Genomic DNA, 26682 nt, shown 5'->3' on the forward strand with positions numbered 1-26682 from the left:
TGCTTTTTAGGTCTTTTTGACCTTATCTTTCGTTAACTCTTCAGATTTGGGCTTTTCTGACTTTTCAGGTTTAGTACCTTTTTTCTGAAAAACAGCTCCAAAAAAGCCATCTGTGCCATGAATATGTGGCCAAAGTTGCCACCATGGATTATCTGAAGTGCATCCTAAAGGCAATTTATCCTTTGGAAACAATGGCTTAAGAACCTCAGCGGCTGGAACAGCCTCAAATTCAGGATGTTTACTGAGGAAATCTTCTGCAATCGCTTGATTTTCCTGGGGTAAGAGACTGCAGGTGGCATAAACCAAGCGGCCACCAGGCTTTAGTAAGCGAGCAGCTGAGGACAGAATACTCATTTGCTTTTGATTGAGTTCCAAGATGCCTTCGGGGGTTTGACGCCATTTCAGGTCAGGATTGCGGCGTAGGGTACCCATGCCACTGCAAGGGGCATCTACCAAAACCCGATCAATCTTCCCAGCCAAGCGCTTGATCTTGGCATCGTTCTCGCTATCAATCCATACTGGGTGAACGTTAGAAAGGCCGCTACGGGCCTGCCTTGGCTTCAAATTCGCCAAACGACGCTCGGATGTATCAAAGGCATAGAGGCGTCCAGTGGAGCGCATCAAGGCACCAATCGCAAGTGTTTTGCCTCCGGCACCTGCACAAAAGTCAACCACCATCTCGCCACGCTTTGGCGCAAGCAAGTAAGCTAAAAGCTGACTGCCCTCATCTTGCACCTCAAACATGCCGGCTTTAAAGCCAACTGTATTTTGCAAAGCAGGCTTACCCATGATGCGCACACCATCAGGTGCATACGGAGTTGGAATAGCTTGATATCGACCGCCCAATGCGTTCATTTGCGCGAGTAATTCTTCGCGATTGGTTTTCATCGTGTTGGCACGCAAATCTAAGAGCGCAGGATGCATTAATGATTTTGCTAGCTCTTCACGTGTTTCTTCACCAGGATATTTTCCAAATGCATCCCATAGCCACTCTGGCAAATTGTTGCGCACAAGTGGATTCAATGCTGCAGGATCAACCGTAGGAAAACGTTGCAACCATTCATATTCGCCAGATTTCAGTACGTGCGCTAAATCCGCAATCGCACTCTCCGCGCGGTTCGCTGAACCTAAACCGCCTTCAGATAAAGCGGACAGCAAACCCAATAGGGCTAAGCGTCTAGCCTGAGAGCCTTCACCGCTTACCGCAAACTGGGAGAATTCATTTTTACGACGGAGAATGGCAAACGCACTCTCAGCAATTAATGCGCGATCACGATTTCCAAGTTGTGGCTCGGCTCGAAAATAACGACTCACTACACGATCGGCAGGTTGCTCAAAACTAAGTAACTCGGGCAACAATCTCTCTAGATGAATAGCATGTTGAGGAAGAGCCTTGGCATTCGAGAAATTCTTTTGACCTTCAGGTGCAATTAAATTGCCACTAGCATTGCGTCGCTCGGAGCGACGCAGAGGATCTTTAGTTTTCGCTGCGTAACTTTTGTGCGGTGCTAATCTGTTGCCAGATTTACGTGGGGGGCGTTCTGCACTCATAGTTTAAAAAATTGCGACTCGGGGGGTTGTAACTTCACTTGATTACCTTCTATTCGCAATCGTCCATCAAGGAACCATTTTACGGCCCGCGGGTAAATCTGATGCTCCGCACTTAAAACACGCGCGGCCAAAGTATCTGCATCGTCACCTTCTAGAACTGGAACGGCAGCCTGACAAATAATCGGGCCCTCATCTACCCCCTCGGTCACAAAGTGCACTGTAGCCCCATGCTCCTTCACACCAGCCTCCAAAGCTCTCTCGTGGGTATGCAACCCAGGGAAAGCAGGCAAAAGCGCTGGGTGGATATTGATCAAACGACCCTCAAAGTGACGAATAAAGCCTGGAGTCAGAATTCTCATAAAGCCCGCCAAAACCACTAAATCGGCCCCTAACTCATCAATTTTCTGCATTAAGGCAGCATCAAAGGACTCGCGGGTGGCATGCTCCTTGTGCTCGATCACAAAACCCGGAATGCCTTGGGAGCGAGCAAAATCAAGGCCTTTAGCCGCAGAGTGATTCGCAATCACCCCCACAAATTTGACCGGCCATTGCTCTTTTTGAGCCGTTTTGACGATGGCCTCGAAATTGGATCCGCGGCCAGAGATTAAGGTAACGATAGAAAGCATGCCCACAATATAATTGATGGCTACCCTGAAAGCGATTTTGTGAACGTATTCCGCGGCCCGACCGATTTTTCTGCAGTATCTGCTTGTGCTTTAACCATCGGTAATTTCGATGGGGTGCACAGGGGTCATCGCGCCTTGCTCAAGCAGCTGGTTGAGGGCGCTAAAGAGCGAAACCTTGTTAGTTGCGTGATGACCTTTGAGCCTCACCCTAAAGAATTCTTCTTGCCCGAAGAAGCGCCCCCACGAATTTTGAACCTGCGCGATAAATTGGCTGCTTTATCTCAACTTGGAATTGACCGGGTAGTGGTAGAACACTTTAACTCCGCTTTTGCGCGACTTAGTCCTGAAGAATTTGTTTCAGAAATCATTGTCAAACGTCTAAATACGAAATGGATTTTGATTGGCGATGATTTTTGCTATGGTGCAAAACGCGCAGGTAATTTTGAGAGCTTAAAAGCCGCTGGTGAGAAATATGGCTTTGCGGTATCCAGCATCCAAACTATTCTGGAGGATGGTGAGCGTATTTCTAGCTCAGCTTTACGTAGCGCACTTGCTAATGGCGATATGCATCAAGCAGAAAAATTATTAGGTCGCCCTTACGGAATTTCTGGTCATGTCATTCACGGACAACAACTGGGACGCAAACTCGGCTTTCCAACGCTGAATCTTGCGGTGGCAAATCATCTGCATCATCGCAAACCTGCGACTACCGGAATCTTTACAGCTCAGGTCTTAGGGTTGAGTGATCAACCCCTCCCGGCCGTAGCCAGCCTGGGCGTAAGACCCACGGTCGAGGATCAGGGACGCGTGCTGCTAGAGACCCATATTTTTGATTACAGCGCAGACGTCTACGGAAAAATCATTACTGTAGAACTCTTAGAAAAAATTCGTGACGAGGCCAAGTATGATGACCTCGATACTCTTACAAAAGCCATTGCAGCAGATGCAAAGCACGCCAGAAATTATTTCCAGAAAAAAGCATATGTCTGAAAAAGAAAATACCTACCCTGTCAACCTACTAGATACTGCATTTCCGATGCGCGGGGATCTGGCTAAACGTGAACCACAATGGGTTGCTCAGTGGCAGAAAAATAAGCTCTACGAAAAAATTCGTGCAGCACATGCCAATCAAACGAAGTTCATTCTGCATGATGGTCCTCCGTATGCGAATGGTGATATTCATATTGGCCATGCGGTCAATAAGATTTTGAAGGACATGATTGTGAAATCTCGCTGGTTAATGGGATTTGATGCCGTTTATGTTCCTGGTTGGGATTGCCATGGAATGCCGATCGAGATTCAGATTGAAAAAGAATTTGGCAAGAATTTGCCAACAGCTGAAGTGCAAGCCAAAGCCCGTGCCTATGCGCAAGTACAGGTGGATAAGCAGAAAAAAGATTTTGAACGGCTGGGCGTACTGGGAGACTGGAATAACCCCTACCTGACGATGAACTACCGCAATGAGGCAGATGAAATCCGCGCACTCGGCAAGATCTGGGAGAAAGGTTATGTCTTTCGGGGCTTAAAACCCGTGAACTGGTGTTTTGATTGCGGCTCTGCCTTGGCAGAGGCCGAAGTGGAATATCAGGACAAAACTGATCCAACCGTCGATGTTGGCTTTGCCTTTGATGATGCGCAGCGTCCCCTACTTGCTAAGGCCTTTGGCCTGACCGAGTTACCAAATAAGCCTGGTCAAATTGTGATCTGGACCACAACACCTTGGACCATTCCCGCCAATCAGGCAATGAACGTTCATCCTGAACTCACTTATGCATTGGTTGATGTTGGCGACAAGCTCTTAATCCTCGCGAAAGATCGCGTTGAAACCTGTTTACAGGACTATGGCCTAACAGGCAATGTGATTGCTACCTGCCTAGGCGCACAACTCGCAAACATTTCTTTTTGGCATCCGCTCTCCTCATTGCATGAGGGCTATAAACGGCTTTCACCTATTTATCCGGCGGAATACGTGACCTTAGATACGGGCACTGGCATTGTTCACTCTGCGCCCGCTTATGGTGAGGAAGACTTTAAGTCGTGCAAAGCAAATCAGCTGGACGACAAAGATATTCTCAATCCAGTCATGGGCAATGGCGTGTATGCCTCTTGGTTACCGCTTTTTGCTAACGAATATATCTGGAAAGCTAATCCAAAGATTGTTGAAGCAATGCGTGAAGCAGGCAGTCTATTGCGCGACAAAACCTATACCCACTCATACATGCATTGCTGGCGCCATAAGTCCCCCATCATTTATCGCGCTACTTCCCAGTGGTTTGCGAGCATGGATAAAAAGCCATCCGATGGCAAAGCTAGCTTGCGCGAAACTGCCGTAGCGGGCATTGAAAATACCGAGTTCTTCCCTGCTTGGGGAAAACAGCGTTTACACAGCATGATTGCTAATCGCCCTGACTGGACATTGTCACGTCAACGTCAGTGGGGCGTGCCAATGGCCTTCTTTGTTCACAAAGAAACCGGTGAACCGCATCCCCGCACCGTGGAATTGTTAGAAGAGATAGCTAAACGTGTAGAAAAAGATGGTATCGAAGCTTGGCAAAAACTTGAAGTTGCAGAGTTGCTTGGAGATGACGCCACTCAATATGAAAAAAATCGTGATACCTTGGATGTGTGGTTTGACTCCGGCACAACCCACTGGCATGTGATTCGCGGCTCACATCGTGATGAGTTATTAACGGCAGAGACAGAAACCCCTGATGGTCGCCTTGCTGATTTGTATCTCGAAGGCTCTGATCAACATCGCGGCTGGTTTCACTCATCACTGCTTACTGGTGCGATGCTCGATGGCAAGCCTCCCTATAAAGCCCTGCTCACTCATGGCTTTACAGTTGATGGTCAAGGTCGCAAGATGAGCAAGTCAGTAGGAAATGTCATTGCTCCACAACAAGTTGCTGACAAACTTGGTGCAGAAATCATTCGTCTTTGGGTGGCATCAACTGACTACTCTGGTGAGATGACGATCTCAGATGAAATTCTCAAGCGCGTTACTGAAAGCTATCGCCGGATCCGTAACACTTTGCGCTTCCTGTTAGCCAATCTCTCTGATTTTGATCCAGGCAAGCATGCCATGCCCGTTGATCAGTGGCTCGAGATTGATCGTTATGCGGTAGCTCTTGCCAATCAATTGCAGAGCGATGTTGAAGCGCACTACAAGTCATATGAATTCCAGCCAGCAGTTGCGCGCATGTTGAGTTTCTGTTCTGAAGATTTGGGTGGCTTCTACTTAGACATTCTGAAAGATCGTCTCTATACGAGCGCACCCGACTCTCCTGATCGCCGTGCTGCTCAGAACGCTTTATTTCACATCACTCGCAATCTCTTGAAGTGGTTATCGCCATTCCTATCTTTTACTGCAGAAGAAGCCTGGAAAGATTTTCCGCATGGCTTAGGAAGTCATCCTGCAGATTCGATCTTCATGGAAGAGTTTGGTCAGTTCCCACAAATTGCCAACGCAGATGAATTGCTTGCCAAATGGAATCGCATCCGCGAAATTCGCTCAGAAGTCACTAAAGCAATTGAAATCGAACGCGAAGCTGGCAATGTAGGCTCATCCTTGCAAGCTGAGTTGACCATTAAATTGGGGGATGTAGACTTTGCAATCCTTCACTCACTCAATGATGATTTGCGTTTTGTAACCATTACCTCCAGCGCCAATATTGAACTGAGTAATGGTGGCTTAGAAGTTCTAGTGCGCGGTAGTCAATATAAAAAGTGTGGCCGTTGCTGGCATCACACCAAAGATGTTGGCAGCAATGCTGATCACCCTGATCTCTGTAGTCGCTGTATTAGCAACCTCTTTGGTAATGGCGATCATCGCCTCTTTGCATAAAACTGAAAATCATATGAACCCTAGCTTTTTGCGCCATATGACTATTGCCACGCTAACTCTGTTTATCGATCAGATTACAAAGTGGCAGGCTTTAAGTCATTTACAACTGGGTGTACCAGAGCGCGTATTGCCATTCCTTAATTGGCTGCTGCTTTTCAACCCTGGAGCAGCTTTCTCCTTTTTAGCCCAAGGCTCCGGTTGGCAACGCTGGTTCTTTACTATCCTTGGACTGCTTGCTTGCGTCTACATTGTTTGGTTATTGCGCAAAAACCAATGTGACAAGTTACTGTGTTGGGCCCTCAGTCTAATCCTGGGGGGAGCACTAGGAAATGTCTTAGATCGCCTCATGTGTGGTGCCGTAATTGACTTTATCGATATTCATTACGCCAATTGGCATTGGCCGGCCTTTAATATTGCCGATAGCGCTATCTGCATTGGCGCAGTACTCATCATTTTTGGAGAGTTGCGCAAGTCATTTGGCAAATTCTCACAATCCCATTAAGCTGGCGCCATGCAATCACTTTTAAATAAGAAAATCCTTCTTGGTATCTCTGGCGGGATTGCAGCATACAAAACGCCTGAACTCGCACGCCTACTGATTCAAGGAGGCGCTTCTGTTCAAGTGGTCATGACTGAAGCTGCACAACAATTTGTGACGCCAGTGACTATGCAGGCTCTTACTGGCAATCCGGTTTACTTAAGCCAATGGGATAGCACCATTCCGAACAATATGGCTCACATTGAGTTATCGCGCTCGGCAGATGCCATTGTGATTGCACCAGCAAGTGCTGATCTGATGGCCAAAATTTCTTTGGGTTTAGCGGATGACTTGCTGAGCACGCTCTGTCTAGCAAGAGACTGCCCGCTCTTAATTGCCCCAGCGATGAACAAGCAGATGTGGGAGCATGCTGCCACCCAAAGAAGCGCTCAACGGCTAAATGCTAATGGGGTTGCGCTACTTGGACCTGCCAGTGGGTTTCAGGCCTGCGGCGAAGTAGGCATGGGTAGAATGCTTGAGCCCTCAGAAATTGCTGAGCAAGTCATTGCATTCTTTCAGAAAAAATCTTTAATAGGCAAAAAAGTACTCATTACTGCTGGCCCTACTTTTGAGGCCATTGATCCTGTGCGTGGCATTACAAACCACAGCTCAGGCAAGATGGGCTTTGCTATTGCACGTGCCGCTCTGGAAGCAGGTGCACAAGTTCATCTGATTGCGGGGCCCTGCACACTAGAAACTCCATTAGAGGCAAGCGGAAAAATTATTCGTACCAATGTTACAAGTGCAAAGGAAATGCATACTGCCGCCATGAATGCCGCAGATTGTGATGTGTTCTTTGCTGTAGCTGCAGTTGCTGATTGGGGCATCGCAAAACCTTCTAAAGAAAAAATCAAACGACAAGGCAAAGAGGCGCCTAACATCGAATTTAACGCCAATCCCGATATTCTCGTGGATGTTGCTCAAACAGCAAAGACCAAAAATGGTAAGCCCCACCCATATTGTGTGGGCTTTGCAGCAGAATCCACAGATTTGGAAGCCCATGCGAGTGAAAAGCGAAAGCGCAAAGGCATTCCAATGGTTGTTGGCAATATTGGCCCAGATACCTTTGGCAGCGATCTCAATGAGTTACTTGTGGTGGATGACGCTGGCAGCAAGAAAATTGCGAAAGCCGAAAAACTTCAGTTAGCACGTCAGCTCATTCAACTGGTCGCCAAAAAGATTTAACCCAAACCATCTTTATTTACTCTCTACGTTTCAGGACATACCATGCAAGCCCTTCAAGTCAAAATTCTCGATGAACGTATGCGTGATCAACTGCCAAGCTATGGCACTCCTGGAAGTGCTGGATTAGATCTACGTGCATGCATTGATGCAACCATTGAGATTGCTCCTGGTCAGACAGTGCTTGTACCTACGGGTTTAGCAATCTACGTTGAAGATCCACGCTACGCCGCCTTTATTTTGCCGCGTTCTGGGCTAGGTCATAAGCATGGCATCGTACTAGGTAACTTAGTGGGTTTGATTGATTCTGACTACCAAGGCCAATTAATGGTAAGCACCTGGAATCGTGGTTCTACCCCATTCAAGCTAGAGCCTATGGAGCGCTTAGCTCAATTAGTGGTGATGCCTGTGCAACAAGTAGAACTCAAGGTGGTAGAAGAGTTTACCGAGAGTAGTCGTGGTGCAGGCGGCTTTGGTAGCACCGGACGATCATAAGAATCTACTAGGGGTGAGATCACCCCTGTAGTGATGAGGGCAAAGGTCCCGGTCTTCCGCAGTACCAACCTTGAAAATAGTCACAACCTAAGACAAGCAGTACATTAAACTGCTCCTCAGTTTCCACCCCCTCTGCAACCACTTTTAAATTCAGAGTGTGAGCCAAGGCGATGATATTTTCTACTATCGACCCCCCTACAGATGCACCTCTAAGATCATTCACAAATGATTTATCTATTTTTAAGAATTGAATAGGCAATTTTTGCAAATAAGAGAATGAAGAGTAGCCTGTACCAAAATCATCCAAGGCAAATTTAACACCCAATTTGTTTAGAGCTTGCATCATCCTAATAGGTCTTTGCTTATCTTCTAAAAATACGCCTTCAGTAACCTCTAAGTCGATTAAATTCAGAGGAAAATCATAACTCTTGACCATCGTAATGAAGTTATCCGCAAACTCAAGATCAATTAAATGAGCACCACTTATGTTAATCATCAATCTAATAGGCTTTTTACCCTCTTTCAATTGGGCCACTTGTGGAGAGGAGAAAATTTTCTTGAATATGGTGTTTGAAACCAATCGAATTTGGCCATTATTTTCTGCAAAAGGGATAAATTTTCCTGGCATTACTGTGCCAAGATCAGGGTGATGCCATCGAGCCAGTGCCTCAAAGGCTATAACCTCTTTATTGCGATCTAGTACCGGCTGATATTCCACATAGAATTGATCTGCTTCACAAGCCTTTATTAGACCACCAGCCATTTCACTCATTTCCAAAAACTCATCATGCAATGACTGGTCAAAAAAGCGGTATTTTTCTAAAGGGTTAAACTTATTTTTATACATTGCCAGATCGGCAAATTTCAATACTTCATCAAACCCTTTGCTCTTCTGGCTATAAATCACCACACCAATACTCGGAGTAATGGTAATCCCGATGCTACCCCCCAGATCAAAGGGCTCCTCTAGTTCAGTACACAGCCGCTCGAGGACCGTCTCTAGAACGACTCTGCATTCTTCTTCTGAAGAATGGCTCCTCTCAAATAACACCAAAAACTCATCTCCACCAATACGCGCCACCACATCCATTGGCCTAAGTATTTCAATGAGACGTTTTCCAAATTTTTTTAATAAAACATCCCCAATATTATGTCCATGAGTATCATTCACGAGCTTGAAGTTATCCAAATCCAACAACATCAAACCTGAGAAGCTATCCACCCGGGCCGCCTGATGAATTGATCTCTCAATACGATCTTTAACGTAGCGTCGATTCGGTAGATTTGTTACTGGATCAAAAAATACTAATTCTTCAATTTTTGACTGAGATTCTTTTTGGTTGCTAATATCTGCAATAGCACCAACCATTCGCAGAGGATCGCCATTACTTGACCGCTCTACAACCATGCCAACATCGGATACCCATGCCAAGCTTTGATCCCCGCAAATCATGCGATATTCAATAGAATATTTTGTACTTTTTTCTAACGATATATTGATTGCTTCAAGGACTCGTGGGAGATCTTCAGGGTAAATTCTATCTTTAAATCCGTCAATCGAAGAGGTGACGTCACTTGTATGCAGGCGCAGTATATCTAACCAACGCTGATTATGACTAACCTCCCCCGCCAAGATATCCCAATCCCAAATGCCATCACCAGTAGCATCAAGAACATACTTTAACTGCTGTTCATTTTTTAAGAGCAATTTGGTCTGCTCATTCACCTTTTCAATAATTGCCTTTTGAAAATTAGAAACTAGCAATAAAAATGAGTGAATAATGGATAGTAAGAAAGCAGTTAGTCCAGCCATAAAAAATTTATATTTGAGAGGGTTGTGGCTTTTGAAAAATAGCTCAGTAGGACTTGTCCTTATTTGATATGTCCGCCCACCAAATTGAATAGAGTCAGAAATATTAAAGCCAATCTCTTCATAATGTTGTCCAAAAATAATGCTCTTTGCATCAACATCAATCACACTAATATTGGCATCTTTACTCAATTTTTCCGTCGATTGCCCGATAAAATCCTCTAAGCGCAGAACTTCGCTCACCAGCCCTGGACCGTTCTTGGATTCAGGAATAAACTTCATCAACAAAATTCCAGCAGAATTTTTTTGCTCCTGTACCAACTTGATAGGCGGCGAAGCAAAAACTTGATTGCTAAGCATAGCTTTGTTGATAGTTTCAAGACGTGCTGGATTACTAGAGATATCAAATCCTAATGCCTTTTTATTTTCCGTCAAGGGCTCGATAAATGTTACAGGGGTATAAAACGTCTTATTGCTATCAGGTATCTTGCTAGCATCTCCACCTATCAATTTAACTTCATAACCTGGATAGGTTTTTTGTTGCTCACGAGTGAATTGAGCCAATTGATCTGACTTTATATACGAAAGCCACGAGATTCCCTGAACCATCGGATAGCGCATCAACCCATAAGCAACATACTTCCTAAAAAAATCATCTGTTACCGGTTTATGTCTGGTATAAAAAAAGGCTGCCACCCCATCTATATAGACCTCTTGTGCATTGAGTTGCGATTCAATAATGCCACTGATCTCAATGGAAATTTTTTCAAATTCTGCTTTAGATCTTCTTTCTATCTCATCATTTAAAAACCTAAAGAAAATAATAGCTATAGCAAAAACCACCCAAAGTGGAAGTGCCACATTTATCAATTGTATTTTTTGTGATTCGGCATTTCTGGTATTGAGTCCTTCAACTAACGGAAGACTCATCACGAATCCAATATACTGCCCCAAAGTAGCAATTCCAATCAGAATGGCAATATCCGAATTGGAGAACTTTGGAAACAGATTAAGGGAGAAAAACGCAAGTGAAACTCCAATCAAAGAGAGGAAGATGGATATTCCAAACGTCGCTAATGCCGATTTAAGATTTGAATCAAAGTAAAGTGCTCGAATCTTGACGGATGCTTTTGCAACCGAGATAGACAGCAACATAAAAAATATTACCAATATACAAAAATGGTAGATGGCAGCTAAATGTCCAGTTTGAATTTGCTGAAAATTCATCAGAGCTTGGATCGAGGCTGCAACAATAATCAATCCCATGATGGCTCTCTTGCCAAGGATCAAATAGATTGCAGCGCCCAGGCCTACTGCTGGACCAAGGATGGCCAATTTAGAGCCCAAGCCCATTTGAGCTCCTAGCTCAAAGAAAATCAAGCCAACACAAACACCCAACAGGAGCTTTAAAGCTTGCTTCCAATTTGGTATGGCTAGATTGATAGCTTTAGTCATTTGCATATGAACTGATAGAGTCTATTTTTGTAATACGCATAAAATCAGTGATGAAGAAAATCATTTATTGGCTGAACTCATTCATTGAAGCAACAAACTGCTCTAAGGGCATGGATTCTGAAAATAAATGTCCTTGGTAATGATGGCAGCCCATGGCTTGTAAATACTGATACTGCTCTCTTGTTTCAACGCCTTCAGCAACCACCTTCATCTCAAGAGTTTGACCCATCAATATAATAATTCGGATAATGTCGCAACTCGTTTGATTACCAGGTATGTCCGCCACAAAGGATTGGTCAATCTTGATTTCATTAAATGGCAGGCTTTTCAAATAAGACAATGATGAGTAACCAGTACCAAAGTCATCTAATGCAAAGTTAAAACCATAATCTTTCAATGCCTGCATTTTTTTAATCGCTCCAGCCCGATCCCCTAAAAATAACGATTCTGTAAGTTCTAGGGTAAGTAAATTGGGGTTAGCTCCCGTTTTAGTAGCAATCTCAATGAGCTCGGTTACAAAGTTTTCTTGTTGAAACTGCTTGACACTAATATTGACTGATAAGGAGAGATGGGCCATCTTTTTTAAGCTCGACCAAGCGGATAGTTGCTTACAAGCAGTTTTCATCACCCACCAACCAATTGGCACAATCAGATCTGCAGACTCAGCTAAGTGAATAAATTCTGCAGGCGCCATCATGCCAAGCTCAGGATGATTCAGCCGCAAAAGAACTTCCGCAGAATCTATCTGACGATCGCCATTTAACTGTGGCTGATAATGCAGTACAAACCAATCATGCTTAATAGCTTGATGCAATGTGGTTAACAAAGAGGCTCTAGCACTCAGCGTAGCCTGCATACCTTCGTCATAGAATTTAATACAATTACGACCAGCCTCTTTCGCTTGATAAAGCGCTAAATCTGACTGCTTTATCACCTCTTCAATTTCAAGATTTTTTTGACCCATAAATGCTGCAACACCAATGCTGAGTGAACCCATTTTTATACTAAATTTTGCTTTGGGTGATGCATTGAATGATGACAAAATCTTTTCAGCAACTATTCTTGCTGCTGCACCAGCTTCTGCAGCAGTTGATCCCAGGTCTTCCAATAAAACAATAAACTCGTCTCCCCCCATGCGCGCAACCGTATCTCCAGCGCGCACAGAATCCAAAAGACATTGAGCGGTAGCTTGCAATATCAGATCTCCACCACTATGGCCATGCAGATCATTGATCATCTTAAAGTTATCAAGATCAAGGGATAGGAGGGCGCACCATCTTTTGTTACGGGCACTCAGTTTGAATGCTCTCTGCAAGCGATCCGCAAAGAGACGTCTGTTGGGTAAAGTCGTTAAGGAGTCAAAAAAGGCAAGTTCCTCCGCCTTATTTTCAGCCATTTTTTGCTCGGTAATATCCCAGTTTGTCCCAATCATGCGTACTACCGCACCGGCGTCATTCTTGATAGTTCGTGCATGACCCCGGATGTAACGAATGCTGCTATCAGGCCTGATGATTCTGAATTCTAATTTAAATTCGCCATTTTCAATTGCGTCTTTAATGGCTTGCTCCCCCATCTCTCGATCATCAGGATGTAGCCCATTTTGCCAAGCTTCGTATGCACCAACAAATTGATCTGCTTGGACACCATAAAGCGCATACATTTGATCATCCCAAATCAATAAATCGTTGACCACATCCCAGTCCCAAATGCCTACACCACCCGCATGAGTTGCAAGCCTCAGGCGCTGCTGTGATTCCTGTATTGCATCTTGTGCATTTGTAATAATTCTTTCGAATATTTTGCGCTCGGTAATATTTCTTTGTATAGAAACCCAATGCGTAAACCAGCCATCATCATTTGCTACCGGAAAAATATTCAGCTCTTGCCAAAACTCCTTGCCATCTTTGGAGTAATTTAAGACCTCTTCCCGAATGGGTTGCCACTTTGCGAGGGCAAGATGTATTCGATGTGCGGTATCACGGTCAGTGTTGGGTCCATGGAAAATACGCGGTGTTTTACCAATCACCTCCTCTAGCGTATACCCTGTGGTCTTGAGCAATGCCTCATTTGCAAAAACAATTCTAGGTCCAGGCCAGTGATAAGGCTCTGCTTCTGTGATTAAAATTAAATCGCTAGAGTTTTTAATTACTCGATTAGCGAGATCAAGGGATAAAGCGAGAGAATCTGAGGCGCTCGGCATAGCAAGCCGATTATTTGCAAAGCAATAAATTTTTTCTTCGTATGATGAAAAAAATGCGCTAATCTCATAAGAGCATGTCCTTTGATCTTTAGTGCGCTGCTCAATCCAGATTTTTGCATGGCCCGTATCAACAACATCCTGCAGACTATTGTTGATCCGCTCTTGAGCCCCGGCAATTTGAACATCATCAATATTCATTTCAAAGAACTCTGCTTTGCTATAACCCATAAGCAGACAATAAGCCTCGCTTACTTCGATAAAGCGACCGTCAGAATTCAGTGCAAAAAATATATCGCATTCATATTTCGTGCCCACCTCACCAATTAATGGGATAACTTCAAGCTCATCTTGTATTTGATTTGACAATTTCAGAGTCCAGGGGGCTTTAATCAGCTATTTCGATTTCACAATATTACTAACAAATCCTATATTGGATATTAATAGTGGAATAATTTCATTAAATAGTAGTACTTATCTACTAAAAACTCCGTATTGCCGGACAAATAAAAAGCCACCTGATGGTGGCTTTTTATTTCAGCAGGTATTACTTACTTGCTTATTTACGAATATGCACCTTGCGTGCCGCATCTTGCGACATTCCTGCACCAGCACCTTCACGTGACTCTTTTTCAGCAGTAATTTCTTTACGACGCTCTTTGCAAGAGCCAGCAATTTCTTGTAATGCCTTACGAGCCCGAGCAGCTGAGGCCTTGATGCCCTTGCCCTCGAATTTTTCGTGCTCTGCTTTGTAAACTTCAAAAGCATCTAATAATTTATCGTGATGTGACATATTTTCCTTTTATGAATATTGCCTTGTTGATTAGATTTCTTCTGCAGGCGCTACATCCGCTTTCGCGGCTTTACCCGGCAATGCTGGTGCGTCAAAGTCAAGCTGGACTTTACCATCAGCATCAATATCGACAGCGACATGGCCACCCTGCGCCAATTTTCCAAATAGCAACTCATCCGCAAGTGCTTTACGAACAGTATCTTGAATAATCCGCTGCATTGGACGAGCACCCATCAATGGATCAAAGCCATGCTTAGCCAGATGAGAACGTAATGCTGGGCTAAAAGTAGCGTCAACTTTCTTCTCATGCAATTGTTCCTCTAATTGCATTAAGAATTTATCGACCACCCGCATGATGATGGTTTCATCGAGTGCTTTAAAGGAGACGATGGCATCCAGACGATTGCGGAACTCAGGAGTGAAGAACTTCTTAATGTCGGCCATCTCATCACCCGACTCACGTGCATTAGTGAAGCCAATGGTTGACTTCTGCATTGCCTCTGCACCAGCGTTAGTAGTCATGATGATGATGACGTTTCGGAAATCAGTCTTACGACCATTGTTATCAGTTAAGGTGCCATGGTCCATCACCTGCAAGAGAATATTGAAAATATCTGGATGGGCCTTTTCAATTTCATCAAGCAAGAGAACGCAGTGGGGCTTTTTATTCACAGCCTCAGTTAATAAACCACCTTGGTCAAAGCCAACATATCCTGGGGGTGCACCAATCAGACGACTTACTGCATGGCGCTCCATGTACTCTGACATATCAAAACGCAACAACTCAATTCCTAGGATGTAGGCAAGCTGCTTTGCAACCTCTGTTTTACCAACGCCAGTGGGGCCAGAGAACAAGAACGAACCAATTGGACGGTCAATCTTGCCAAGACCAGCGCGGGTCATCTTAATTGCGCTTGCTAAAGCCTCAATTGCGGGATCTTGACCAAATACGACACTCTTGATATCACGATCTAAGGTTTGCAACTTGCTGCGATCATCCACAGTGACGGACTGAGGCGGTATACGAGCAATCTTGGCAACAATCTCTTCAATCTCTGGACGTCCAATGGTTTTCTTTTGCTTGGACTTCGGCAAGATGCGCTGTGCAGCACCTGCCTCATCAATGACATCAATTGCCTTGTCAGGCAAATGGCGATCGTTAATGTAACGTGCCGAGAGCTCTGCTGCTGCCACTAGAGCACCGGCAGCATATTTGACACTATGGTGTTCCTCAAAGCGAGATTTGAGTCCACGTAGAATTTGCACCGTTTGATCAACAGTTGGCTCAACAACATCTACCTTTTGGAAACGACGCGATAAAGCTGCATCTTTTTCAAAGATTCCACGATATTCAGTAAAGGTAGTTGCGCCAATGCATTTGAGTTGGCCATTAGACAAAGCTGGCTTTAGCAAATTACTTGCATCTAAAGTTCCGCCCGATGCAGCACCAGCACCGATCAACGTATGGATCTCATCGATAAATAGAACGCCATGCGCATGATCCTTGAGAGACTTGAGAACGCTCTTGAGGCGTTGCTCAAAATCACCACGGTATTTAGTACCCGCAAGCAAGGCGCCCATATCTAAAGAATAGACAGTAGCATTAGCCAAGATTTCAGGGACGTCCCCCTTGACGATGCGCCATGCAAGACCCTCTGCAATAGCGGTCTTACCAACACCGGCCTCACCCACCAATAGCGGATTATTCTTCCGACGACGGCATAGCACCTGAATCACCCGCTCAACTTCGCCTTCACGCCCAATCAAGGGATCAATCTTGCCTTGACGAGCCAACGCATTGAGATTTTGGGTGTATTGATCTAAGGGGCTTTCTTTGCCAGATGAGGCACCCTCTTCAGCTTCTTGTGCAACATCTGCGGGCTTAACATGCTCAGCTTGATCTTTGCGAACGCCATGGCTGATGAAGTTCACCACATCTAAGCGAGTAACGCCTTGCTGCTGCAAGAAATACACCGCATGCGAATCTTTTTCACCAAAGATAGCAACCAACACATTAGCGCCCGTCACTTCTTTCTTGCCATTGGAAGTGGATTGGACGTGCATGATGGCGCGCTGAATCACCCGCTGAAATCCGAGTGTGGGTTGAGTGTCAACCTCATCATTACCGGGAACAACTGGGGTGTTGTCATTAATAAAATTTTTCAGCTGAGTACGCAACTCTGCGATATTCACAGCGCAGGCTTTGAGCACCTCAACAGCGGTTGCATTGTCTAGCAACGCGGCCAATAAATGTTCGACCGTAATGAACTCATGTCGCGATGCCCTTGCGTCAACAAACGCCATGTGCAAACTTACTTCTAATTCTTGGGCAATCATGCTTCCTCCATAGTGCACTGTAGTGGGTGGCCCGCTTCGCGGGAGAGTTCAATAACTTGATGCACCTTCGTAGCCGCAACATCTCGAGTAAATACCCCGCAGATGCCTTTACCAACTAAATGAACTTGTAACATGATGCGAGTAGCTGTCTCATGATCCTTATTAAAATACTCCTGAATGACCATCACTACAAATTCCATTGGGGTATAATCGTCATTCAATAGCAAAACTTTGTACATCGAGGGAGCTTTAACCTTCTCGGCCTGCTTTTCGAGAAGAATGGTGTCCTCAACATAGGGATTGGCTGGTACGCCAGTAGTGGGATTTTTCGGTGTGCGGCTCATGAGAAACATTCTAAACACAGATATCTAAACTTTAATTTACTAAGGTCTTGTGGTGAAAAACCAGCAAAAACCTCTCTTTAACCCATATTGGGGCATTTTTCTGTAAAAAAAGGGGTGTTTATAGGGGGGTAGACCCATATAACTCCTTGACACCCCTAGAAAAAGGGCAAACAATCGGGGGGTAGGCTTCAAAAGAGGTTCTATTTAGGCGTGTTGTGGAGCGAGACTGATTAAAAAGTATTTACCCTCATCACGGTTGTTTTAAGTTTATGTAATGGAGTTCGCATGGCGACCGGAATTGTTAAGTGGTTCAATGATGCAAAAGGTTTTGGCTTTATCAAACCTGATGATGGTGAAGAAGAGTTGTTCGCGCATTTCAGCGCAATTACTATGCCTGGGTTCAAAACCCTCAAGGAAAACCAAAAGGTAACGTTTGACATTACCCAAGGCCCTAAAGGCAAGCAAGCTACCAATATCCAAGCGGCTTAATAGTCCTTAGATCATTATGGAAAACCCAGGATTCGTTCCTGGGTTTTTTTTCGCCCGCAATTTGCATCACATAAAATCTCATTCATGAATACAAAAAAATATTTAGCTCAAAAGCTTTTTCTAGCCGCCTTATTCATACTCCCAGCAATCGTTCTAGGGCAAGTCAATACAGGATTACCAAGCCTTGAATTAAAAACAGGGATCTATCGCATCCAAGCAGAAATTGCGGATACACCGCAAGCTAGAGAAGTAGGTCTAATGAATCGCACGAGCATGCCAATAAATTCTGGAATGCTTTTTATCTTTGAACAAAAAGCTGGTCATTGCTTTTGGATGAATAACACCAAGATTCCCCTATCGATTGCATTCATTGCAGACGATGGCAAGATTGTGAACATTGAAGAGATGCAAGCCGAGACTACTAACAACCACTGCCCTAAGGCTGCAGTTCGCTACGCCCTAGAGATGAACAAACAGTGGTTCTCAGAAAGAGTGATTGTTCCGGGCAGCGTAATTAGTGGGTTGCCAAGGCGGTAATTACCTTGAACTAGTTCCTCAATATGAACTGGGCAGCGGCTTTAATGAACTCCGGCTCTTTTTGATTGAAGCCGTGGTATGCCCTTGATCCACAAACATCACCTTCACTAATTCCGCCATCAATCTGAATAAATTGTGAGCTTAATTTTTTTGGACGGTTTTCAATAATTCGCTCAGAAGAGGCAAATGGTGTGGATGCGCAACCATCATCTACGTGATGAATTGCTAGAACTGGCACCGTGATATCCGAATCTACTGTTGCAGATCTATATGTGCCAGCAACAATTACCCCGGAAATCAACTTTTCTTTTTCTTTTCCACCATTTACAAATTCAGTAACGCTAACAGTGCCCATGCTGTGGCCAAATATCCAAACGGGTAGATTGAGTTTTTCTTTGTAGTAGTTCACTACATTCAAAATTCTTTGCTGATGGTCTCGAATGGATCTTGAATTTCGCATACCCGCACCAAGATCATAGGGCGTATCTACTAATACAGAGTCAATTCCGTATTGAGCCCAGAGATCTTTAGACCTAACAAAAGTATGACCATTTGTCGTTGAGCCATCATCCTGTAGATTTAAGACGCCGCCTCCACCAGGAAACAACAAGACAACTGCCTTGGCATTTTTAACTGGGGTCAGCAAAGTTCTAGTCGGAGCATCATCCTTATAAGGAACATCAAATACCTGTGAATGCGCGACAGACGATAAAAGTATCCATAGAGCAGCAACAATGTGAGTAATCTTCATTGGTAGATTCTTACATGACATAAAATAAAAAACCACCCGAAGGTGGCTTTATTTAAAAGATCCATTGCTTACTCAAAGTGGCAAACATAGTGCACTGGCTGCTCAGCCCTAATGATGAAGTAACCGCCCTTTTCTACCTCCCAGCTCTGCCCCGCTTTAAATTCTTGTTCTGGTGCACCATTAATGCTGACAAATGCATTGCCATCAACTACTTCCATAACCTCTTTAGTGCTGAGATCAAAACGCAGAGTGCTCGGTAATACGACACCAACAGATTTACGAACACCATTTGGCAAGGTAACCGTGTGTGAAACACACTTGCCATCAAAAAATACATTGGCTTTTTTGCCTACTGAAACTTGATCAAATTGCATCTTGGCTCTTTCTATTGTATTTGGTTCTAGTGTCGATTATTTCTTAGCGCGCTTGCGCTTTGCTATTTCAGCAATCCGCATTCTTAGGGCGTTGAGCTTGATAAACCCGCCGGCATCCGCTTGATTGTATGCACCACCATCATCATCAAATGTAGCGATGTTCTGATCAAACAAAGTATTTTCTGAATCGCGTGAAATCACAGATACAGAACCTTTGTAAAGCTTGAGACGCACAAGACCGTTAACCATCTGCTGCGTATGATCAATCAAGGTTTGCAAAGCAATGCGCTCTGGAGACCACCAAAGTCCGTTGTAAATGAGACTTGCATAACGCGGCATCAGGTCATCCTTGAGGTGGGCGACTTCACGATCGAGAGTAATACTCTCAATGCCACGGTGAGCCTTCAAAAGAATGGTGCCACCGGGAGTCTCATAGCAACCACGGCTCTTCATCCCAACAAAACGGTTTTCTACCAAGTCAAGGCGGCCAATACCATGCTTGCCGCCAACGCGATTGAGTTCAGCCAATAACTCATGGGGCTTATAAGCCTTGCCGTTAATGGCTACTGGATCGCCAGCTTTAAATTCGATTTCAATGATCTCTGGAGCGTCAGGAGCCTTCTCTGGAGAGACCGTCCAACGCCACATGGATTCTTCTGCTTCTGCATTTGGATTCTCAAGGTGGCGCCCTTCATAGCTGATATGCAAGAGATTGGCATCCATAGAATATGGTGAGCCGCCTTGTTTGTGCTTCATCTCAACCGGAATGCCGTGCTTTTCTGCATAGGCCATCAATTTCTCACGTGAGAGAAGATCCCATTCGCGCCATGGAGCAATCACTTTGATTCCTGGCTCAAGGGCATAGTAGCCCAGCTCAAAGCGGACTTGATCATTACCTTTGCCAGTAGCACCATGCGAAACGGCGTCAGCACCGGTCAGACGGGCGATTTCAATTTGACGCTTAGCGATTAGTGGGCGTGCAATCGAGGTGCCCAATAAATACTCACCCTCATAAATCGTGTTGGCACGAAACATTGGGAAAACAAAGTCACGCACAAACTCTTCACGCAAATCATCGATAAAAATATTTTCCGGTTTGATACCGAATTGCAATGCCTTTGCGCGCGCTGGCTCAAGTTCTTCGCCCTGACCAAGATCCGCTGTAAAGGTCACGATTTCACAGCCATAAGTATCTTGAAGCCATTTCAAGATTACGCTAGTGTCAAGGCCACCGGAATACGCTAGCACTGCTTTTTTAATATCGGACATATTTTTATTCAATCAAAATTAACGAAAACAAATTACTTGATATTTTATTGCGGATGTTTTTTTGCTTAGTCTAAGCGACCACAGAGCAAATACTCCATTAAAGCCTTTTGCACATGCAAACGATTTTCTGCTTCTTCCCAGACAATGCTTTGCGGACCATCAATCACTCCAGCAGATACTTCTTCGCCGCGATGCGCTGGTAAGCAGTGCATGAATAAAGCATTAGGTTTGGCTAAAGACATCAACTCCTCATCAACCATCCAAGCTTTGAAGGCATTCATACGCGAACTGTTTTCAGACTCGTAACCCATGCTTGTCCACACATCAGTCGTGACTAAATCTGCGTCTTTACAAGCATCTTTAGGATCAGAACAAATCGTTAAGTGTTTTGCAGCAGCGGCCGTTAGGCGGGAGGCGTCTAACTGATAACCCTCGGGTGCAGAGAAGCGGATTTGAAAATCTAAACAGATAGCCGCCTGTATCCAGGTGTAGGCCATGTTATTAGCATCCCCAACCCACGCCACTATCTTGCCCTGAATTGGGCCGCGAGCCTCTACAAAAGTGAAGATATCTGCCAAGACTTGGCAAGGATGAAATTCATTCGTAAGGCCATTAATTACCGGTACACGTGAGTTCGCAGCAAAGCGTTCGATGATCTCCTGACCAAAGGTGCGAATCATGATGATGTCAGTCATCCGTGAAATAACCTGTGCAGCGTCCTCTACAGGCTCACCACGGCCCAATTGGGTATCGCGGGTGTTCAGGTACACGGCATGTCCACCAAGCTGATGGATGCCCGCCTCGAAGGACAGACGGGTACGTGTGGAATGCTTTTCAAAAATCATCGCCAAAGTACGGTCATGTAGTGGGTGCCAAGTCTCATAGCTCTTAAATTTGGCCTTTAACCACGCGGCTCTTTTAAGCAGATATTCATATTCTTCGCGAGTAAGGTCGGCAAACTGCAGATAGTGCTTGACCTGACCCGGCACTTGAGGCTTTGCCAGAGATGTCATAGTTGAGCTTTCTACTAAAGTTTTGGCTTGCATTTTTTTCTTAAACCATTCGACTGCACGAAAATAGAACCTAAAGTCATCTTACGGCCAACTCAGGCTGTTAAGCTAGAGGGCTTAGTTATACCGATTCCTACCACCTTCTTTACGCGAACTTGAACCACAAAAAGCTTTTCATTCAAGGCATTACAACTTCTGGCAAACCATTTCGACCCAGTGATTGGGCGGAGCGTCTATGCGGAGTGATGGCTACTTTTCGCCCACCCGGAGATTCTGGAGATCCCCGCTTCACCTACTCACCCTACGTGATACCCGTCGTGATTGCTACAGTGAAATGCGTTGTTGTTGATACCAGACTAGGTGAACTTGATCCTAGAGCGCTCGACTTTGTATGCAACTTTGCCAAAGACAACGATCTACCAATCGAAGAAGCTTGTGAGTTTGAACCCAAACCCCAAGCCCAGTCCTAAAAACAAAAACCCGCTCTGATGAGGAGCGGGCTTAGGTCGAATCTACTTCGACCAGCCTAAAACGAATACTGTATTACGCTGCCATCGCCTTGATAGCTGCAGACAAACGTGACTTCTGACGTGCCGCAGTATTTTTATGAGCAATCTTTTTATCAGCAATCTTGTCGATTGTTGACTGAGTTGCTGCGAATACTTTTGCAGCAGCATCTTTGTCACCAGTTTCGATCGCTTTACGAACTGCCTTAATGGAAGTGCGAAGCTTTGAACGCAAACTGGAGTTGTGCTCGTTCTGTTTTACTGCCTGGCGTGCGCGCTTACGCGCTTGTGCTGTATTGGCCATCTTTAAACCTTGCCTCTATAAAATGCAAAATGCGATTAGTTAAAAATCTCGCGGACTTGCCAATTCCTAAGCAAGCTCGCCAAAACCCAAGATTTTACCCGAAAGGGGCAAAAAAGCCCAGTCCACCCATAAATAGGTGAAAATCGGCTCATGAACCTGCTTTCTGCCGCCGCCAAGGTCAGCTCACTCACAATGCTTTCCCGTATTACGGGCCTACTGCGAGAGACCCTCATTGCCCGTAGTTTTGGGGCCTCAGAGTGGACAGACGCCTTTAATGTGGCTTTTAGGCTGCCCAATTTGCTCCGGCGCCTTTTTGCCGAAGGGGCCTTTTCCCAGGCTTTTGTGCCAATTTTGGGGGAAATTGCCACCAATGAGGACCAAAACAAGGCCAAAATCCTCATTAATGCTGTCGCCACGCTCTTATTTTGGGCTTTGCTCCTAACAGTACTCCTTGGTGTCATTGGCGCCCCCTTGCTGATTCTGGTGATTGCTACGGGATTTGTTGGCGGACCCGCCTATGAGGCCAGCGTTGTCATGACTCGCATCATGTTTCCGTATATTGGCTTGATCTCGATGGTCTCGCTCTCAGCCGGAATCCTCAATACCTATCATCGCTTTGCGATTCCAGCCTTCACCCCAGTATTGCTGAATCTCGCCTTAATTGGCAGTGCGATATTTTTAGCACCCCACTTAGAGCAACCCATTTATGCCCTGAGCATTGGTGTTTTACTCGGCGGTATTTTGCAATTGGCCATTCAGGTTCCAGTGCTTGCTCGTCTAGGACTGCTGCCACGAATTGGCTTATTGCCTGGCGCCATTAAAGCAGCGATTACCAATCCTGATGCACGACGCGTATTAAAACTGATGGGGCCTGCAGTCTTTGCGGTATCGGTTGCACAGATCTCACTCATCATCAATACCAATATTGCCTCTCGCCTTCAGGCGGGGAGCGTGTCCTGGCTTTCTTATGCAGATCGCTTGATGGAATTTCCTACAGCCCTACTGGGTGTTGCACTAGGCACTGTTCTACTTCCAAGTCTCAGTAAAGCAAATGCTAAAAATGATTTAGCGCACGCAGGTGAATTATTAATCTGGGGATTACAGCTCACCTTCCTCTTGGCGGCCCCAAGCGCAATTGCACTCTTTATTTTTGGTGAACCCTTGGCGGCAGTGCTTTATCACTATGGCAAATTCAACGCTCTAGATGTACTCATGACACAACGTGCATTGGCTGCTTACGGTGTTGGTCTGATTGGCTTGATCCTGGTAAAAATTTTGGCGCCCGGCTTTTACTCCCGCCAAGATATTCGCACTCCCGTCAAAATCGGCTTGCTTGTCCTCGTTGCCACCCAGTTGGCTAACTTGGTGTTCGTGCCCTGGCTTGGGCATGCTGGGCTGGCACTATCAGTGGGTGCTGGTGCCTGCCTCAATGCGGCCCTTCTGTGGATTGGCCTTCACCAAAGGGGCGCTCTACCCAACGCGTCGTGGGCTAAATACCTTGGCCAACTCTTTCTGGCCCTCATTCCCTTCTCAGCCGTCCTTTTCTATGCTGCGAGCGCTCACAATTGGATCGCACTCCAGGCAGAGCCTTGGGTACGAATCGGCCTGGTGGCCCTCTGGCTTGCCGTTGCTGCCTTAGTTTATTTTGGGGGTCTCGCCTTAGTTGGAATTCGCTGGCAAAAATTCTTGCGTCATGCAAAATAGAAGATATGCCAACACAACAACTCGACTATTTCACCTCCTTAGTTGCTGAAGACGAACACTTCCCACTAACGGAGGCTGCGATCGCAGTTGCGCAACACGCTTATCCGGATTTAGATGTCCAAGGGGTACTCGATCAACTCGATGAGATGGGCAATAAATTAAAAGCTCGGATTACTCCAGATACTTCACCGATACAGCGCCTGCAAATTTTGAAACATTTCTTTTATACCGAATTAGGCTTTGGCCCCAATCCAAATGATTTTTATGCGCCTGAAAATTCTTACCTACACTATGTACTTGAGAATCGCAGAGGCATTCCAATCTCTTTAGCAATTCTGATGATGGAATTAGGTCAACAAATTGGTTTAAAGATCCGAGGCGTTTCATTTCCAAATCACTTCATGATGCGCATCTCTTTGCAACAAGGCGAAGTCATCATGGATCCGCTGACTGGCGAATCTCTCTCCAAAAATCAATTGCAAGAGATGCTTGACCCTTATCTCGATGCCAAAGGCTACCGGGGTGAGTTGAGCCTGCCGCTCAATGTATTCCTGCGCGCCTCAAATGCCCGCGAAATACTCTCCCGCTTCTTGAGAAATCTGAAAATGATCTACTCAGAACATGAGCGTTGGGAGCGCCTACTAGGCATTCAAGAGCGCTTGGTCATTTTGCTACCAGATTCGATTGAAGAGGTTCGTGATCGCGGACTGATTTTTGCCCAGCTTGAATATTTACGTCCCGCCCTAGAAGATATGCACCGCTATCTCAGTGAATTACCAGAAGCAGAAGACGCTGGAGATATTCGCGAGCATATTGCAACGCTCGAGAGTCAAACAAAATTTCACTAGAGCCTAGTGCTCAGCTTTTATTGCGCTTGAAAATTTTGTAGAGTGCAGCCAAGATGACTGGTACTGCAGCAGCGCCCACACCAAGCAAAACAATCACGTTTAAGTTTTGACGAATGATGGGAATATTTCCAAAGAAATAGCCAGCAATGACCAAGCCAAATACCCAAAGTGCAGCCCCAGTAATGTTGAAAAACTGAAAGCGGGAGAAATTCATCTCCGACACGCCTGCAATGAATGGTGCAAATGTACGAATAATGGGTAAGAAGCGTGCCAGGATGATGGTCTTACCGCCATGCCTCTCATAAAAAGCATGGGTCTTTAATAAAGCCCCTTGGTCGATCCAGCGTGATTGACTGCTAAAGACTCTTTTACCAATCCAGCGGCCAATAAAGTAATTTACGGTGTTGCCTGCTACAGCAGCTAGCAATAAGCCACTACACAAAGTCCAGATGTTGAAATGTTCTGTCGCACAGTAAGCGCCAGCAATAAATAACAGCGAGTCGCCAGGCAAAAATGGGGCAACAACTAAACCTGTCTCTGCAAACACAATGGCAAACAAAAAACCATAAGCCCAAGGACCATATTGCGAAATTACTACATCGAGGTGACGATCAATATGCAGCAATAAATCACTAAGCTGTAAAAGGGTATCCACTGGCACTCCAAAGATTGGCTTGATGCGGATATTAACAGGCTCTTATAATCAGGTATGCAAACTGAACCCTACATTCAGCCTATGCATGCTCCAGAGGCCGCTCCAATACTATGTATTGTTGGCCCTACTGGTGCAGGCAAAACCCATCTCGCTATGTCTTTAGCTGAGTACGCCAAATCTATTGGCAGCACTATCGAACTCATTAGCATGGACTCTGCACTTGTCTACAGGGGTCTAGACATTGGTAGTGCAAAACCCACCAAAGCTGAGCAAGTAGGTGTTATTCATCACCTAATTGATATCCTGGATCCAACCGAAGTGTACTCAGCAGCACGCTTTGCAAAAGATGCCAAACGTTTATGTGAAGAAATACACAGTAGGGGAAATATTCCAGTAGTTGTTGGCGGCACCATGTTGTATTGGCGTGCTTGGGCATATGGGCTTTCCTCGCTTCCCCCAGCCAACCCTGAGGTTCGAGCACGACTTGATGAAGAAGGTAAAGTACTGGGTTGGCCTGCAATGCATGAGAAGCTTGCTAAGGTCGATCCAGAAACTGCTGCACGCTTGAAACCTAACGACTCTCAGCGCGTGCAACGTGCGCTTGAAGTTTATGAAATTACTGGCAAACCGATGTCTGCCCTACTGGCTGATGCACCAAGCGAAGACGGTAGAGAAGGCTCGACTATACCGCCATGGATTAGATTGGTATCACTTGAGCCAAGCGATCGCAAACGATTACATCAGAATTTAGAAAAGCGCTTCGACGAAATGCTACTAGCTGGATTTTTAGATGAAGTGAAAACGCTTCGCGCCAATCCAGAATTGCATGCAGATTTACCAGCGATTCGATCCGTTGGTTACCGCCAGGCTTGGGAGTTTCTGAATGGTGAAATTGACGCTGAGCAGATGCGCTACAAAGCGTTGGCTGCAACGAGACAGCTTGGCAAGCGCCAACTTACCTGGCTAAGAGCAATCGCAGGCAGAAATACCTTTGACCCCTTCAACCCAATCGAATTAAAGGCGGCCTTAGATTACTGCAAAAGTAATTTGAAAAAATAGGTTT

Annotated in this window: 24 protein-coding genes; 11 read left to right on the forward strand and 13 right to left on the reverse strand. The window is 45.3% G+C overall.

What is annotated here, in order from left to right; genetic code table 11:
* Positions 1-6 precede the first annotated feature (6 nt).
* Together C2757_RS07135 and purN are read right to left on the reverse strand one after the other, a co-directional pair.
* Positions 7-1551 (reverse strand): RsmB/NOP family class I SAM-dependent RNA methyltransferase, encoded by a 1545-nt coding sequence (locus C2757_RS07135; RefSeq protein WP_215373844.1) that lies wholly within the window; start codon positions 1549-1551, stop codon positions 7-9.
* Entirely contained in the window at positions 1548-2177 is a 630-nt protein-coding gene (gene purN, locus C2757_RS07140) for a phosphoribosylglycinamide formyltransferase (RefSeq protein WP_215373846.1), read from the reverse strand. Before purN ends, C2757_RS07135 begins: the two co-directional genes overlap by 4 nt.
* 39 nt (positions 2178-2216) lie before the next feature.
* Here purN and C2757_RS07145 point away from each other — a divergent pair, with 39 nt between their 5' ends.
* The 5 genes from C2757_RS07145 to dut are packed head-to-tail and all read left to right on the forward strand — an operon-like array spanning position 2217 to position 8236.
* A complete protein-coding gene (locus C2757_RS07145; RefSeq protein WP_215373847.1) occupies positions 2217-3167 on the forward strand; it encodes a bifunctional riboflavin kinase/FAD synthetase in 951 nt (316 codons plus the stop codon).
* On the forward strand, positions 3142-6021 hold the full coding sequence (ileS, locus tag C2757_RS07150) for an isoleucine--tRNA ligase (protein ID WP_371817041.1): 2880 nt from the start codon (positions 3142-3144) through the stop codon (positions 6019-6021). The genes C2757_RS07145 and ileS overlap by 26 nt, the downstream gene beginning before the upstream one ends.
* Before the next feature lie 13 nt (positions 6022-6034).
* Entirely contained in the window at positions 6035-6523 is a 489-nt protein-coding gene (lspA, locus tag C2757_RS07155; RefSeq protein WP_215377011.1) for a signal peptidase II, read from the forward strand.
* 9 nt (positions 6524-6532) lie between these two features.
* Positions 6533-7744 (forward strand): bifunctional phosphopantothenoylcysteine decarboxylase/phosphopantothenate--cysteine ligase CoaBC, encoded by a 1212-nt coding sequence (coaBC, locus tag C2757_RS07160; RefSeq protein ID WP_215373850.1) that lies wholly within the window; start codon positions 6533-6535, stop codon positions 7742-7744.
* A 42-nt stretch (positions 7745-7786) separates the two neighbouring features.
* Positions 7787-8236 carry a dUTP diphosphatase gene (gene dut, locus C2757_RS07165; protein WP_215373852.1) on the forward strand — a complete coding sequence of 150 codons (450 nt, stop codon included), beginning with the start codon at positions 7787-7789 and terminating at the stop codon, positions 8234-8236.
* A 19-nt stretch (positions 8237-8255) separates the two neighbouring features.
* Here the strand turns inward: dut and C2757_RS07170 are convergent, their stop codons facing one another.
* The 5 genes from C2757_RS07170 to clpS form a co-directional block, all read right to left on the reverse strand.
* Positions 8256-11501 carry an EAL domain-containing protein gene (locus C2757_RS07170; RefSeq protein ID WP_215373854.1) on the reverse strand — a complete coding sequence of 1082 codons (3246 nt, stop codon included), beginning with the start codon at positions 11499-11501 and terminating at the stop codon, positions 8256-8258.
* 64 nt (positions 11502-11565) lie between these two features.
* Complete coding sequence (locus C2757_RS07175) at positions 11566-14067, reverse strand: GGDEF and EAL domain-containing protein (protein ID WP_215373855.1); 2502 nt, start codon at positions 14065-14067, stop codon at positions 11566-11568.
* A 190-nt stretch (positions 14068-14257) separates the two neighbouring features.
* A complete protein-coding gene (locus tag C2757_RS07180; RefSeq protein WP_215373857.1) occupies positions 14258-14491 on the reverse strand; it encodes a hypothetical protein in 234 nt (77 codons plus the stop codon).
* A 30-nt stretch (positions 14492-14521) separates the two neighbouring features.
* On the reverse strand, positions 14522-16828 hold the full coding sequence (clpA, locus tag C2757_RS07185; protein WP_215373858.1) for an ATP-dependent Clp protease ATP-binding subunit ClpA: 2307 nt from the start codon (positions 16826-16828) through the stop codon (positions 14522-14524).
* Entirely contained in the window at positions 16825-17181 is a 357-nt protein-coding gene (gene clpS / locus C2757_RS07190; protein WP_216863886.1) for an ATP-dependent Clp protease adapter ClpS, read from the reverse strand. Before clpS ends, clpA begins: the two co-directional genes overlap by 4 nt.
* A gap of 276 nt (positions 17182-17457) precedes the next feature.
* Here clpS and C2757_RS07195 point away from each other — a divergent pair, with 276 nt between their 5' ends.
* Both C2757_RS07195 and C2757_RS07200 read left to right on the forward strand, forming a co-directional pair.
* The gene (locus C2757_RS07195) at positions 17458-17661 is read left to right on the forward strand and encodes a cold-shock protein (protein ID WP_011903586.1); all 204 of its coding nucleotides are present in this window, start codon (positions 17458-17460) and stop codon (positions 17659-17661) included.
* 84 nt (positions 17662-17745) lie between these two features.
* A complete protein-coding gene (locus tag C2757_RS07200; RefSeq protein ID WP_215373860.1) occupies positions 17746-18198 on the forward strand; it encodes a DUF192 domain-containing protein in 453 nt (150 codons plus the stop codon).
* A 10-nt stretch (positions 18199-18208) separates the two neighbouring features.
* On the opposite strand, the gene C2757_RS07205 is transcribed toward C2757_RS07200, so the two are convergent.
* The 4 genes from C2757_RS07205 to argF form a co-directional block, all read right to left on the reverse strand.
* The gene (locus tag C2757_RS07205; protein ID WP_215373862.1) at positions 18209-18949 is read right to left on the reverse strand and encodes an alpha/beta hydrolase; all 741 of its coding nucleotides are present in this window, start codon (positions 18947-18949) and stop codon (positions 18209-18211) included.
* A 68-nt stretch (positions 18950-19017) separates the two neighbouring features.
* Positions 19018-19323 (reverse strand): pyrimidine/purine nucleoside phosphorylase, encoded by a 306-nt coding sequence (locus C2757_RS07210; RefSeq protein WP_071466051.1) that lies wholly within the window; start codon positions 19321-19323, stop codon positions 19018-19020.
* A gap of 36 nt (positions 19324-19359) precedes the next feature.
* The gene (locus C2757_RS07215; protein WP_215373863.1) at positions 19360-20592 is read right to left on the reverse strand and encodes an argininosuccinate synthase; all 1233 of its coding nucleotides are present in this window, start codon (positions 20590-20592) and stop codon (positions 19360-19362) included.
* Between the two features lie 65 nt (positions 20593-20657).
* A complete protein-coding gene (gene argF, locus C2757_RS07220; protein ID WP_215373864.1) occupies positions 20658-21605 on the reverse strand; it encodes an ornithine carbamoyltransferase in 948 nt (315 codons plus the stop codon).
* A gap of 152 nt (positions 21606-21757) precedes the next feature.
* On the opposite strand from argF, the gene C2757_RS07225 reads away from it, so the two are divergent.
* Complete coding sequence (locus C2757_RS07225; protein WP_215373865.1) at positions 21758-22072, forward strand: DUF3579 domain-containing protein; 315 nt, start codon at positions 21758-21760, stop codon at positions 22070-22072.
* A gap of 73 nt (positions 22073-22145) precedes the next feature.
* On the opposite strand, the gene rpsT is transcribed toward C2757_RS07225, so the two are convergent.
* Positions 22146-22412, reverse strand: coding sequence for a 30S ribosomal protein S20 (gene rpsT, locus C2757_RS07230; protein WP_215373866.1), 267 nt, complete (start codon positions 22410-22412; stop codon positions 22146-22148).
* A gap of 150 nt (positions 22413-22562) precedes the next feature.
* Here rpsT and murJ point away from each other — a divergent pair, with 150 nt between their 5' ends.
* Both murJ and C2757_RS07240 read left to right on the forward strand, forming a co-directional pair.
* Complete coding sequence (gene murJ / locus C2757_RS07235; RefSeq protein WP_215373868.1) at positions 22563-24116, forward strand: murein biosynthesis integral membrane protein MurJ; 1554 nt, start codon at positions 22563-22565, stop codon at positions 24114-24116.
* A gap of 5 nt (positions 24117-24121) precedes the next feature.
* The gene (locus C2757_RS07240) at positions 24122-24964 is read left to right on the forward strand and encodes a SirB1 family protein (protein WP_215373870.1); all 843 of its coding nucleotides are present in this window, start codon (positions 24122-24124) and stop codon (positions 24962-24964) included.
* 10 nt (positions 24965-24974) lie between these two features.
* On the opposite strand, the gene C2757_RS07245 is transcribed toward C2757_RS07240, so the two are convergent.
* Positions 24975-25619 (reverse strand): VTT domain-containing protein, encoded by a 645-nt coding sequence (locus C2757_RS07245; RefSeq protein WP_215373872.1) that lies wholly within the window; start codon positions 25617-25619, stop codon positions 24975-24977.
* 54 nt (positions 25620-25673) lie between these two features.
* Here C2757_RS07245 and miaA point away from each other — a divergent pair, with 54 nt between their 5' ends.
* Positions 25674-26678, forward strand: a complete 1005-nt coding sequence (gene miaA, locus C2757_RS07250; RefSeq protein ID WP_215373874.1) for a tRNA (adenosine(37)-N6)-dimethylallyltransferase MiaA — start codon at positions 25674-25676, stop codon at positions 26676-26678.
* The last annotated feature ends 4 nt before the right edge of the window (positions 26679-26682 follow it).

Origin of the sequence: Polynucleobacter sp. MWH-Svant-W18, assembly GCF_018687495.1 — a bacterium.
Classification (GTDB): domain Bacteria; phylum Pseudomonadota; class Gammaproteobacteria; order Burkholderiales; family Burkholderiaceae; genus Polynucleobacter.